The 12,577-nt window shown below is 64.9% G+C and carries 14 protein-coding genes; 3 read left to right on the top strand and 11 right to left on the bottom strand.

What is annotated here, in order from left to right; all coding sequences use genetic code 11:
* Positions 1–372: 372 nt before the first annotated feature.
* Genes AC1P6P_RS14770 through AC1P6P_RS14780 form a run of 3 tightly spaced genes read right to left on the bottom strand, consistent with a single transcriptional unit; the run spans position 373 to position 2,895 of the window.
* Positions 373–1,275 carry a lysophospholipid acyltransferase family protein gene (locus tag AC1P6P_RS14770; protein WP_481403205.1) on the bottom strand — a complete coding sequence of 301 codons (903 nt, stop codon included), beginning with the start codon at positions 1,273–1,275 and terminating at the stop codon, positions 373–375.
* A 4-nt stretch (positions 1,276–1,279) separates the two neighbouring features.
* Positions 1,280–1,651, bottom strand: coding sequence for a DUF423 domain-containing protein (locus tag AC1P6P_RS14775; RefSeq protein ID WP_481403206.1), 372 nt, complete (start codon positions 1,649–1,651; stop codon positions 1,280–1,282).
* Positions 1,648–2,895: a M20 family metallopeptidase gene (locus AC1P6P_RS14780; protein WP_481403207.1), complete on the bottom strand. Its 1,248-nt coding sequence runs from the start codon at positions 2,893–2,895 to the stop codon at positions 1,648–1,650. The genes AC1P6P_RS14775 and AC1P6P_RS14780 overlap by 4 nt, the downstream gene beginning before the upstream one ends.
* A gap of 65 nt (positions 2,896–2,960) precedes the next feature.
* On the opposite strand from AC1P6P_RS14780, the gene AC1P6P_RS14785 reads away from it, so the two are divergent.
* Both AC1P6P_RS14785 and AC1P6P_RS14790 read left to right on the top strand, forming a co-directional pair.
* Positions 2,961–3,725: an alpha/beta fold hydrolase gene (locus AC1P6P_RS14785; protein WP_481403208.1), complete on the top strand. Its 765-nt coding sequence runs from the start codon at positions 2,961–2,963 to the stop codon at positions 3,723–3,725.
* Between the two features lie 226 nt (positions 3,726–3,951).
* Positions 3,952–4,974 carry a LysR family transcriptional regulator gene (locus AC1P6P_RS14790; RefSeq protein WP_481403209.1) on the top strand — a complete coding sequence of 341 codons (1,023 nt, stop codon included), beginning with the start codon at positions 3,952–3,954 and terminating at the stop codon, positions 4,972–4,974.
* Here AC1P6P_RS14790 and AC1P6P_RS14795 read toward each other — a convergent pair.
* The 8 genes from AC1P6P_RS14795 to AC1P6P_RS14830 all read right to left on the bottom strand — a co-directional run bounded on the left by AC1P6P_RS14795 (position 4,937) and on the right by AC1P6P_RS14830 (position 12,100).
* Positions 4,937–5,167, bottom strand: a complete 231-nt coding sequence (locus tag AC1P6P_RS14795) for a hypothetical protein (protein WP_481403210.1) — start codon at positions 5,165–5,167, stop codon at positions 4,937–4,939. The two genes, AC1P6P_RS14790 and AC1P6P_RS14795, sit on opposite strands and share 38 nt — an antisense overlap.
* Before the next feature lie 177 nt (positions 5,168–5,344).
* The gene (locus tag AC1P6P_RS14800) at positions 5,345–5,908 is read right to left on the bottom strand and encodes a hypothetical protein (RefSeq protein WP_481403211.1); all 564 of its coding nucleotides are present in this window, start codon (positions 5,906–5,908) and stop codon (positions 5,345–5,347) included.
* 37 nt (positions 5,909–5,945) lie between these two features.
* Entirely contained in the window at positions 5,946–7,742 is a 1,797-nt protein-coding gene (locus AC1P6P_RS14805) for a cation:proton antiporter domain-containing protein (protein ID WP_481403212.1), read from the bottom strand.
* Positions 7,743–7,782: 40 nt separating this feature from the next.
* Complete coding sequence (locus AC1P6P_RS14810; protein ID WP_481403213.1) at positions 7,783–8,436, bottom strand: hypothetical protein; 654 nt, start codon at positions 8,434–8,436, stop codon at positions 7,783–7,785.
* Positions 8,417–8,914 (bottom strand): NUDIX hydrolase, encoded by a 498-nt coding sequence (locus tag AC1P6P_RS14815; RefSeq protein ID WP_481403214.1) that lies wholly within the window; start codon positions 8,912–8,914, stop codon positions 8,417–8,419. Before AC1P6P_RS14815 ends, AC1P6P_RS14810 begins: the two co-directional genes overlap by 20 nt.
* Positions 8,914–9,849 (bottom strand): inorganic phosphate transporter, encoded by a 936-nt coding sequence (locus AC1P6P_RS14820; protein WP_481403218.1) that lies wholly within the window; start codon positions 9,847–9,849, stop codon positions 8,914–8,916. Before AC1P6P_RS14820 ends, AC1P6P_RS14815 begins: the two co-directional genes overlap by 1 nt.
* A 72-nt stretch (positions 9,850–9,921) precedes the next feature.
* Positions 9,922–10,566, bottom strand: a complete 645-nt coding sequence (locus AC1P6P_RS14825; protein WP_481403215.1) for a DUF47 domain-containing protein — start codon at positions 10,564–10,566, stop codon at positions 9,922–9,924.
* 178 nt (positions 10,567–10,744) lie between these two features.
* Positions 10,745–12,100 (bottom strand): GH1 family beta-glucosidase, encoded by a 1,356-nt coding sequence (locus AC1P6P_RS14830; protein ID WP_481403216.1) that lies wholly within the window; start codon positions 12,098–12,100, stop codon positions 10,745–10,747.
* 178 nt (positions 12,101–12,278) lie between these two features.
* Between AC1P6P_RS14830 and AC1P6P_RS14835 the strand changes: the two genes are divergently transcribed.
* A partial coding sequence (locus AC1P6P_RS14835; protein ID WP_481403217.1) for a DUF1810 domain-containing protein occupies positions 12,279–12,577 on the top strand: 299 nt, incomplete at its 3' end.

The following is a 12,577-nucleotide window of genomic DNA, read 5'->3' on the forward strand; positions in this document are numbered from 1 at the left end:
GGTCGCGCCTCTCACGACCCGCCGAGCAACGCGAGACATAACGGACCCAGGATACGCAGCTCGCGTGCGTATCGGACAATCGCGGCTGAATAAACCGCGAGCGTGCGGGTTTCACCGGGCGAACGGATTGTGCCTGTCAGCGGCCGAATGAACCCGGCCGCTCTGCTGGCGCCCCGTTCGCGGAGGGCCCTCCCCGAACGAGCGGACTTGCGAAAGCCAAGCCCGCTCTCGGCATATTTAAAGGGGTTCACGCGGAGGCTGGGTGCGGGCGAAAATGTCGGGCCGGGTCGGGATGAATATCAGCGACCCCGCTTGGCACGCTCGCTCCGCGACTCCGCGTGAATTCTCGCCTTCGGCGCGAAGCACGTACGGCTACGCCAGCCCCGGCACCAGCGTTCCCGGTTTCGGCGCGTGGCGCGGTTTCTTCAGATGCGCCTTGGGCGGGGTGCCGACGGCGTCGGCGAGGGCATAGGTTTCCTCGCGCAGGAACGCCATCAGCTTGGCGCGGTCGCGGATCGCGGCCAGGGTTTCATACGGGATCACATCGCCGACGCCGGCGCGCACTTCGCTGCCGATCTTGTTGTGGACCTCGTAGAACAGCAGCGACAGGCGCAGCGTCAGCGACAGGTGGCTGACGAGCTGGAACAGAGCCGAATTCTGGCCGGCGAAATAGAGCGGCGCGACGGCGGCGTGGGTCTTGGCGATCATGCCGGCGGTGAAGGTTTTCCAGTCGGTGTCGATGGCCTGGCGCTCGTACCATTTCGGCGTGGTGGACACCGCCCCCGACGGGAAGATGAGCAGGCAGCCGCCGGCCGCGACGTGCTCCTTGGCGAGGCGGCGCGAATTGAGGTTGGTCTGCATCGCCGCGTCGGTTTCGCTGAAGTCGATCGGCAACAGATAGCGCTGCAGCGCCTCGGCGCGGGCGATCACCGCGTTGGTCAGGACCTTGAAATCGGGCCGGGCGCGGCCGACGATGGCGCAGGAGACGACGCCATCAAGCACGCCGAAGGGATGGTTGCACACCACCACCAGCGGCCCGGTGGCCGGCCAGCGCGCCAGCTTGTCGGCGTCGTAGGCGACCTTCAGTTCGAGCAGGCGGATGGCGGCGTCCCAGAAACTCTCGCCCGGTACCGGATGGGTGGCATAGCATTCGTAAAGCCAGCGCAGATACGGCTGCCCGGTCGCCCGCTCGATGGCGCGGATGACGAACTGCTTGAACGGCGGATCGGTCGGGTCCGCATAGGAGAATTCGTCGGCGCTGACCGTTTGCCCCATCTCGTCACCCCTTCCGCGATAATGCGGCGACCGCGAGCGTCAGCCAGGCGGCTATCAACGCTACGCCTCCGAAGGGTGTCACGAAGCCAAAGCTGCGCGTTCCTGTCAACGCCAACAGGTAGAGAGACCCGGAAAACAGCACCACTCCCGCGGCAAACAGCAGCGCCGCCGCGTTGGCGGTCCGGGGGGCGAGGCGCTCGGCCGCCACCGCCGTCAGGCACAAGGCGAGGGCGTGGATCAGGTGATAGCGCGCCGCGGTGTCGAACACCGCCAGCATGTCAGGGCTGAGCCGAGCTTTCAGCCCGTGCGCGGCAAAGGCCCCCGCCGCCACCGCCAGCGCGCCGTTGAGGGCGCCGAACGCCAGCCAGCGTCTCATCGGCAGCCGCAGCTCGGGTGATGGCGATGCACAGGTTCCACCGCCGCCACCGCCAGCCGCGACAGCTCCGCCGTAGCGGCGAAATCGGCGCGCACCCGGTCGAGCGTGGTACCGTCGGCCATCACATCGAGTGCGGTCAGCGCCAGCGCCTTGGCACCGTCGATCACCGCCGTGTCGCCAAGATCGGACGCGGCCCAGCGGGTGAATTCGGGATTGTGGATGATGACATCGGGCGGCGCCACCGCCAGCATCGGATGAACCGAGGGCACGCGGTGGCTGACATTGCCCATGTCGGTCGAGCCGGCGAAGCCGACCGGGATCTGCTCCATCGGGAAGAAGCTGCGCCCCAGGGCTTCGGCGTGGTGCTGGAAATTCTCCGCCAGCGGCCAGTTGGTCTTGAGGTCGAGATAATCGGCGCCGGTCCAGTTGAGTTCGAGGCGGCAGCCCGAGGCCAGCGCTCCGGCTTCGAAACAGGCGACGACGCGCTGTTTCAGTTTGATCAGGTCGTGGATGTCGGCGGCGCGGATGAAGAAGCGGCAGGCGGCGCGTTCGGGCACGATGTTGGGCGCCATGCCGCCGTCGGTGATGATGCCGTGGATGCGCTCGGTATTGTGGATGTGCTGGCGCAATTGGGCAATCGCCGAATAGGCCGTCACCACGCCATCGAGGGCATTGAGGCCGCGGAACGGCATCGCCGAAGCGTGCGCCGCCTTGCCGTGATAGACCGCTTCCACATCGGCGACCGCGATGGTCGGCATGGTGACGAGATTCAAGTTTGAGGGGTGGATCATCATCGCGGCATCGGCACCGTCGAACGCGCCGAAGCGCGCCATCAGCTCCTTGCCGCCATGCGCCTCTTCGGCGGGCGTACCGATGTAACGCACCCGGCCGGGCAGGTCGGCGCCGAGTTTGGCCAGCGCGATGGCGGCGCCGTAGCCGATGGCGGCGATGATGTTGTGGCCGCAGGCATGGCCGATGCCGGGCAGGGCATCGTATTCCGACAGGATCGCCACCGTCGGCTTCTTGGCGCCGAACTCGGAGACGAAGCCGGTCTTCATCCCGAAGGCCTCGCGCGTCACCGCGCCGCCGTGATGCTCGACCGCATCCGCCAGTCGCGCCGCGGCCTTGAATTCGGCGAGCGACAGTTCGGGCTCGGCGTGGATGGCGTGGCTGAGCGCGATCAGTTCGCCGCTGAGCGCGTCGACCGCCGAGGCGACGTCTCGTCGGAGGGATGCTAGCGACATGTCGGCCTCGAAAATGAAGGGCTCGCCATCATAGACGTGGGAGCCGGTGTTTGCGAAGGTGCGGCATGGATTCGGAACACACTGCCGTCTCCAAGGACGGCGCCCATATTGCCTTTGACGTGACGGGCGAAGGAAGGCCCGTGCTCTTGATTCACGGTTTTGCTTCGAGCCGGGACCAGAACTGGAAGTCGACCGGCTGGATCGACCGGCTGGCGCGTGACGGCTGCCGCGTCGTCAGCTTCGATTGCCGCGGTCACGGCCACAGCGACAAGCCGCACACGCCGGCCGCCTACGGCCATCACATGATCGACGACATTCTCGCGGTGATGCACGCCAGCGCGCTCAAGGATGCCTGCATCATGGGCTATTCGATGGGGGCGATGCTGGCGATCCGTTTCCTGATGCTGCACCCCGAGCGGGTGCGCCGTGCCGTGGCGGCCGGCGTCGGCGAGAATTATTTCTCCGAACAGCAATCCTGGCGCGACAAGGTGGCGGCGGCGATGCTGACCGAAGATCCTTCCGCCATTGCCGATGGCGATGCCCGCAAGTTCCGCATTTTTGGCGGCCAGAAAGGCAAGGATCGCCTGGCGCTGGCGGCCTGCATGCGCTCCCCACGTCACATTTATACGCCGGCGGAATTGAAGGCGTCGCAGCGTCCGGTTCTGGTGGTGGCCGGTGAAACCGATACGCTGGTCGGTTCGCCGTTCCCCTTGGCTGACGCGTTCGCGTCCGGCCGCGCCGTGGTGCTGCCGAACAAGGATCATATGACGGCGGTCGGCGATCCCGGCTACAAGCGCGCCGCGCTCGATTTCTTTGCGGCAGCCGGTTGAGCCAATAACCCGTGGCTAAGACGATCAGCGCGCATTTCACCCCACGCGGCAGGCCGTCACACATTGGTTGGCATTACGAACGGTCGAATAACACCGTCGTACACGGCATGCGAGAACTTGCATTTGCGTGTTAACCGGCGGTCCGGATTATCACCGCGGCGGCGCTTTGGCGCTTGCCCCTCGCCGTGATTGTCCGCAGAATTTGACGTCATGCAGGGGGGCTTTCATGAACAGACCGTTGTCGCACTCGTCACACCCGTCGCTTGACGATACCAAGATTCTAAGCGGGCCGTTCTGGGGCGAGCTGCGCGTGTTTCTGGCGGTCGCAAAAGCCAAATCGTTCAATCGTGCCGCCGAAACCTTGAACATGAGTCAGCCGACGGTCAGCCGCCAGGTGCGGCGGCTGCAGGACGTGATGGGCGCGCAGCTTGTCATTCCGACCCAGGCCGGCATCACGCTCACCAAGCAGGGCGAGGAGTTGGCGAAATCGCTCGCCGAACTCGATCATCGCCTGTTCGAGATTTCGAGCGACCTCAACGCCGAAGCGCGCACCGCGGAAGGCACCGTACGTTTGGTCGCCACCGATGTGCTGGCCGGATTGTCGATCATTCCCTCGCTGGTGTCGTTCAGCGAGATGTATCCGAAGATCCGGCTGGAACTGGTATCGCCGACCGATCACACCAGCCTGCGTGCCAATCGCGGCGACGTGATGATCAGCGTGATGCCGCAGCAGGGGGCCGATGTGGTGATGCGTCCGCTCGGCGTGCTGCACATGCTGCCGGTGGCGACCCAGGATTACATCGCTCGCTACGGCGTTCCGACCCGCGCCAACTTGTCGTCCCATTGCTTCGTGCAATGCGATACCTACACCGAGATGCTGGGTCCGTGGGATGCCTGGAACGCACTGGCGCGCAAAGGCGTCGTCACCTATTCGTGCGGCAACCTCTTGAACTACGCTCTGATGGTCAAGAACGGCCTCGGCATCGGGCTGGTCGCCACCAGCGCTCTGGCCGATCCGGTGGCGCTGCCGCTGGAACTGGACGTCCACATCCGCGCGCCATTGTTCGTGGTGGCGGCGGCCGACCGCTATGGCACCAGGGCGGTTCAGGTCGTGGTCGATTGGATGTCGGAAATGTTCGGCGACACGGTGCCGTGGTTCAATCCGAACCTGACTCTCGACCAATTGCCGCGCGACGCGTTGCGGCCGATCCTCAGTCAGTTGCTGGGAGCGTCAGGGCAAAATCCCTGATTTCATCAGACATATCGAGGAACTTGTTGGCGATGTCTTCGAGAACGGCGGCCATTTCCATCGGCGGCGTGGCGTCGCTTTCGATCAGGCGACGAACAGTTTCGGCCTGGATGGCGGTGATGTCGCGCAGATAGCTGCGATAATCCTGGATGGTTCCAAGCATCGGACGTCCGCCGTTTTCGTTTTGAGCCATGGTGCAATCCCCCTCGAGTGCAGGGCAAATACTGAACTATAAAGCGGTCGCCCGGTAGAGCGCATTACCTGCAACGGTTCTTCAATTTCGAACAATGCGCGGCAGTGGAGCGGTCAGGCCCCGCGCCGTCCGGTTGTGAAAATGATCTTTGGGCGGATCAACTCTGCGCACGAACGGTCAATACTGCTCAGCAGCCATCGCCACCAGATCGTGCCGTGCGAGATCTGTCACGACAATGTTATCTTCGGTGTCGAATTTGAGATCGCTGCGATCGATCCAGACGTGCAGCGCGGTGTCGTTGAACGCGACCCGCACCGCCGTCACGCGTCCGTCCACCCGCGCCAGTTCCTCGACCCGCCCGACATCGGTTCCGGCATAGGTTTCTACTTTTGCGCCCATCAACTGATCGCTTTCGACGAATGCCAGTTTTTCGCTGCGCTTCGGCCAATCGCCGCGACGATAGCGGGCGCGTTCCGCGGCATAGCGGTCGCGGGCCGCGAGATAACGGGCGGCCTGACTGTCATAAATCTGTTTTTGCGATTGATATTCTTGCTGTTGCTGCTGATACAGCTGCTGTTGCTGGCGGTATTGCTCGTTGCGCTGGTCGGCCGCATCGCCGTCGGCGCGTTGCGACTGATTGAGCTGATCGGTCGTTTGCGGTTCGCTCTGGGCGACAGCGGCACCGTTCAGGAACGGCAGGCACAGCAACGCGGCGGCAGTCTTGTTCATGGCATCCTCCATCGCCCCGAACAACGCATGTCCCGGGCGCCGGGTTCCTTTACCCGACGGGATGATGGCGACGCCGCACCGCGTAGCTTTCGGCGCGCCCGGCCTCGCGCGCGGCCTGCTGCAGCGCGGCACGGAAGACATCGCGCTGGCCGTGGATTTTGGCGATTGCCAGCCCGACCGGCACCCCGAGGCCGACCAGCGCGGCTTCCGATAGTTGCAGCGAGGATTCGATGGTCTCCGGCACCGCGTCGCTGGCGCCCATGCGGTAGAGATGGCTGGCGTGCACCGCGTCCTTGGCGCGCGACACGATCAAGACCTCGGGGCGCAAGGCCCGCACCTGTTCGACGATGGCGTCGATGGTCTCGCGCGCGTTGATGGTGATGACGATGCCGGTCGCCTCGTCAAGGCCGCAGACGCGCAGGAATTCGGGATCGGCGGCATCGCCATAATACACGGTATCGCCGTCGCGTCGTGCCCGGGTCACGGTGGCGGGATCGATGTCGGTGGCGATGAAGGCGACGCCCAGCTCCTTGAACAGCGCGCTCACCACCCGGCCGACGCGGCCGTAGCCGACGATGATCGCGTGCGGACCGACCTCGGCAGGGCGCGCGGTCAGGGCGGGGTCGCTGGCACCGTCGGGGCGCAGGTGTAGCGCGATGCGCCGCCCGAGGGATGCAAGCAGCGGGGTCAGGGCCATGGTCAGCGCGATCGCCGCCAGGACGAAACCGGCGAGCGGCCGGTCGATGAGGTGCAGGCTGGCGGCCAGCCCTAAGCCGACGAAGGCGAATTCGCCGCCGGGGCCGAGCAGCAGGCCGGTTTCGAGCGCCGAATGCCAGGAGAGGTGAAACAGTCGCCCGAGCAACGTCAGCACCGCCGCTTTGACCACTATCAATCCGACGACGCAGGCCAGCAGCAGCAGCGGCTCGCGCGCCACTTCGCGAAAATCGATGCTCATGCCGACGGTGAAAAAGAAGATGCCGAGCAGCAGCCCCTTGAAAGGCTCAACCGTCGCCTCGATGGCTTTGCCGTATTCGGTTTCGGCCAGCAGGATACCGGCGACGAAGGCGCCCAGCGCCATCGATAGCCCGGCGGCATGGGCGATGACGCCGGCTCCGACGATCACCAGCAGCACCGCGGCGATGAAGATTTCGTTCGAGCGCGTGGTGCCGACCAGGCGGAACAGCGGCCGCATCGCCAGCCGTCCGATCAGGATGATCGCGGTGATCGCGGCAGTGGCCTGGGCCAGCGCCCGCGCCAAAGTGATGATCACCGGCCCGCCGTCCTCGCCGCCCGAAATGGCTATGAACATCAGGATCGGCACCACTGCGATATCTTGCGCCAGCAGCACGGCGAAGCTGGCGCGACCCACCGTCGACGACAGCCGGTTCTGGTTCGACAACAGCTCCAGTACGATGGCGGTCGATGACAGCGACACGCTGGCGCCGAGCACGATGGCGGCGTTGGCGGAAAAGCCGGCGCAGGCGGCAATGGCGGCGATCGCCGCCGAGGTCACCAGCACCTGCAGCCCGCCGAAGCCCATGACCAGCCGGCGCATCGCTTTGAGGCGCGCGAACGACAGCTCGAGACCGATCATGAACAGCAGGAAGACGATGCCGAGTTCGGCGATGCCCGACACATGTTCGGCATCGACCACCGTGAACCAGTAGAGCGCCGGGATCTGATGGATGAACGAGCCGAGCGCCAAGGGTCCCAGAATGGCGCCGGCACCGAGATAGGCGAGCACCGGGCTGATGCCGGCCTTGCGCATCAAGGGAACGATCACCGCGGCGGTGCCGAGCACCACCAGGGCGTCGCTGTAACCGGCGATGTCGATGTCGGCTGCCATTGTGCCGCAGCATGAGGGCGGGCGGGGGAAGAAGCAACCGTCAGTCGTCGTTGGCGTGATGGCGGCAATCGGGCCCGCCGCAATCGCCGTCGCAGTCCTCGCCGCAATCGCAGGCATCGCCGGGTTCGTGGCGCAGAATCAGCCAGGATTCGTCGTCATAGGCGCTGACCGCCACATGGCGGATGGTGTGGGCGAGGAGATGGAAGGAATCGTCCGGGTCTTCCTCGGCCAGGGCGCGGATTTCGGCCGGACTCGCTTCGGACACATAGGCGATCTTGAGAAAGCTCACCGCGATGGCACGCCAATCCCAGATCAGATCGGGCGACAGTTCGGACAGATCGTAGAGATAACTGATGCGCCCCTGGAAGGTCAGCAGTTCGTCGGGCGGCGGGCCGGCATAATCGAGATCGCCGGGATGCGCCCAGGGATCGTCGAAGATCACGCTTTGCAGCCGGTCGTCGCGCTTTTTCAGGAACAACAGATAGCTCGCCAGTTCGGAATCGCTGCCTTGCTGGCTGGCGACGCCGCCGTATGCGAGCTCGGGCAAAGTCAAAGGATCGACGAAATCGGGGATCAGCACCACCGGTTCGTCGAGCGCCTCGCGGTGCAGTTCGGCCGCAATGCCGCCGCCGGCCGCATCGAGCTGAGCCGTCGCGAACGCCAACGCCTCGTCTTCAAGCCGTACGGCGACCATGATTCACCACTGCCGGCACGCGCGCGCGCCGCCGGGCCTGGGCCAGACGAGCGCCGAAACGCCGGATCACCATTTTGAGTTGGGGTTCGAGGACGGCGCCGGCCGCTTCCGCGACCGAGCACCAGCGTCGTTCGCGGGCTTCCATCTCGTCCCAGTCGGGGCTTTCCTCGGTCACCATGAGCGGGAAAATTTCGACCCGGCACGGCAGTTCGACGCCGTCGCGCAAGACTTTCATGTAGCGGTATTGGCCGATGGCAGTTTTGTCGATCACGCCGGTGACGCCGGCTTCCTCTTCGGCTTCGCGGGCGGCGGCATCAGTCGGTTTGAGCCCGTCCATCGGCCAGCCTTTGGGAATGATCCAACGTCGCGTCCGCCGCGACGTCACCAGCAGGATTTGCACCTCGTCGCCGCGCACTCGCCAGGGCAGGGCCGCATATTGAACGCCGGTGAGCTTGCGACTGCCCTGGCCGCGCCCCATCAGAACAGCCCGAACAGCTTATAGGCGGCGGCGCCGACGCAGGCCGCGGCGGGAATGGTGATGATCCAGGCGGTGACGATATCCTTGGCCACGTTCCAGCGTACCGCCGAGGCGCGCTTGGCAGCCCCAACGCCGACGATGGCGCCGGTGATGGTGTGGGTGGTCGAAACCGGAATGCCGAGGCTGGTCGCCAGGAACAGCATCACCGAGCCGGCGGTTTCGGCGCAGACGCCTTGATAGGGCGACAGGTGCGTGATTCGCGATCCCATGGTCTTCACGATACGCCAGCCGCCGCCCAGGGTTCCAGCGGCCATTGCGGTCTGGCAGGCCAGCACCACCCACAGCGGGATGTGGAAGCCGCCTTTGATCTGGCCGTGGGCATAGAGCAGGGCCGCGATGATGCCCATTGTCTTTTGGGCGTCGTTGCCGCCGTGGCCGAGCGAATAGAGCGATGCCGACATGAACTGCAGTTTTCGAAACAGTGAATCCACCCGTCCCGGCACCGCTTTGCGGCACATCCAGGCGGCAAACAGCATCAGGAACAGGGCCAGCACCATACCGAGCGTCGGCGACAGGACGATGGCAAGGATGGTCCGCCCCAGGCCGTGCCAAATAATGACGCCGGTGCCGGCATGGGTTACGGCCGAGCCGACCAGTCCGCCGATCATGGCGTGGGTCGAGGACGACGGGATGCCCGCCGCCCAGGTAATCAGCTGCCAGGTGATGGCGCCGGTCAGGGCGCCGAAGATCACCTGATCGGTGATGATCTTGGTGTCGACAATGCCGGATCCCATGGTTTTGGCGACCGCCTGCCCGAACACCAGGAAGGCGATGAAATTGAAGAACGCCGCCCAGACCACGGCGTAGCGCGGCGACAGCACACGCGTCGAGACGATGGTGGCGATCGAATTGGCGGCGTCGTTCATGCCGTTCATGAAGTCGAACAGCAGGGCGGCGGTGATCAGCGCGGCGAGGACGAGGAAGTCAGGAGGCACCGGTGGGCTCCGTTACGACTGTTCGATGGCGATTCCGGAGATGCCGTTGGCGACATCCTCGAAACGGTCCATCACCCGCTCGAGGTGGTTATAGATGTCGTTGCCGATGATGTAGTCCATCGCGTTGCCGCCGCGGTGCTTCTGGAACAGCGCCTTGGTGCCCTGATTGTTGAGTTCGTCGGCGCTCTCTTCCAGGCGGATGATGGCTTCGGTGACGCTGTTCACCTTGGTGGTGTTCTGGCGCAGGGTCTGCAGTTGGGCGACCGCTTCCACTGTCAGCTTCGAGGCGTCGACGATGACGTCGCCCATCTGCGCCATGTGCGGTTCGAAGGTTTCCACTTCGAACAGCAGGATCGACTTGGCGGTCTTCTTCATCTGGTCGATGGAGTCGTCGAGCGAGGTGATCAGGTCCTTGATGTCGCTGCGGTCGAACGGGGTGATGAACGAGCGGCGGGTCAACAGCAGCACGTCCTGGGTGATGACGTCGGCCTGGGTTTCGAACTCGAACACCTTCTTGCAGGCGTCGCGCACGTTGGTTTCGGCGTGCAGCAGGGCGCGCAGGGCTTCGGCCCCGTCGACGATCGTGTGCGCATGCCGGTTGAACAGGTCGAAAAACCGGTTTTCCTGCGGCATCAGGGTCTGGAACCAGCTGAACATGCTTTGTGCCCCGTGTTTTCGGTCGTGTACCTGCCAGAGCGCCCCCGGCAGGGCAAAACGCGTTTGGTCGCGGAACTGTCACGACCGCCCGCGACGGCACCGCAATAGTGCGATTCGGGGGAGCGAAACTGCCGGAATCTCAGGAGTTTTGCCCGAAATACGGGTTTTCCACCGCTCCTCAGTCCACCACCGCATGGGCGGCGGCGACCCTCCCGTACCAGTTGCCGGAGTCCTTGAGGACCCGCCGCCGGTCGCGGAAATCGACCCAGGTGAGGCCGAACCGCTGGCTGAAGCCTTGGCTCCACTCGAAATTGTCGAGCAGACTCCAGGCATGGTAGCCGCGCACCGGTGCACCATCGGCGATGGCACGCGCCAACTCGGTGAGGTGGGCGCGGAGGTAGGCGATGCGGCGGGTGTCGTGGATGGCCCCGTCCGCGTCGGGCGCATCGGCATAGGAACAGCCGTTTTCGGTGATCTCGATCGGCAGGCGCCAGTCGCGGCCGATGCGGCTGGTGATGTCATAGATCCCGCGCGGCCAGACTTCCCAGTTGAAGTCGGTCAGCGGCCCTTGGTGGGGGATTTCGGCGCGGTAGCCAAACGTCTTGTCGTTGGCATCGGCGCGGACCCGGTGGCGGAAGTAGTAATTGATGCCGATCCAGTCGAGCGGCGCGCGCAGGCGGGTTTCGTCGCCCGGCTGAAAGCCCATCGCCTCCAGCGGTGCAAATGCCTTGGGATAGGCGCCGGTCAGTGCTGGTTCGAGGAAGAAGACGTTGTTGGCGGCGTGCATGCGCTCGGCCGCGGCGCGGTCGTCGGGCGTGGCGGGTTCGGCCGGCGACATATTATAGGCGCCGCCGATCTCGGCCTTGGGCGCGAAGGCGCGGAGCGCGCGAAAGGCGTCGCCTTGCGCCAGGTTGGTGACGTGCGCTGCTTTCAGATACTGGCCCATGTCGGCAATGCCGGGGGCGTGTACGCCGATGCCGTAGCCGCAAAAGCAGAAGACGTAGGGCTCGTTGAAGATCGCGAAAGTCGGGATGCGGTCGCCGAGCGCCTTGGCGACGATTTCGGCATAGTCCGAAAACCAGCCCGCCATGTCGCGATTGGGCCAGCCGCCCTTGTCCTGCAGGACCTGCGGCAGGTCCCAATGATACAGCGTGCATGACGGCCGGATGCCGGCGGCGAGGAGGGCATCGAGGAATCGCTTGTAATGGTCGAGCCCCTTTTGGTTCACGGCCCCGGTGCCGTCCGGCAGGATGCGCGGCCACGACAGCGAAAAGCGGTAGCTCTTCATATGAAGCGCCCGCATCAGCGCGATGTCTTCGCCGTAGCGGTGATAGGAATCGCAGGCGACATCGCCGCTATCGCCGCCTTTGATCTTGCCCGGGGTATGGGCGTAGCGGTCCCAGATCGACTCGCCCTTGCCGTCTTCGGCCCAGGCGCCTTCGATCTGGTAGGAGGCGGTGGCAGTTCCCCACAGGAAATCCGGGGGGAAGCGCGGCGCCGGATTTGCGGCCGATCCCTCGGATTTGGTTGGCATTCCGGCTCCGGCGGCTGGCCCGGCCATCAGACTCGCTCCCATGATTCCCACAGAAGTTGTGAGGAAGTCCCGTCGATTTGTCACGCAACCCTCCGTACCCTGAGCCCGCGAGGGCGTATCCTGCCCCGGAAGCGTGCCGCGTAACCATTGAAGTGACCTTCACGTCGTGGTGAACGGAATGGACGAGGATCTGCAGCGGTTCGTCGACGCCCAGGCACGGGTGATCGATCGCGTGCGCGCCGAACTGAAGGCCGGGGTGAAGAAAAGCCACTGGATGTGGTTCATCTTCCCGCAGGTGAAAGGCCTCGGCCACAGCGAGACCGCGCGCCGCTATGCCATCCATTCGCTGGAAGAGGCGCGGGCCTATCTCGCCCATCCGGTGCTGGGGCCGCGGCTGAGGGAATTCACCCGTCTGGTGGTGGCAGCAAACAAACCCGCCATCGCCGACATCTTCGCCCATCCCGATGATCTCAAATT

The sequence above is a fragment of the Rhizomicrobium sp. genome (assembly GCF_056722145.1).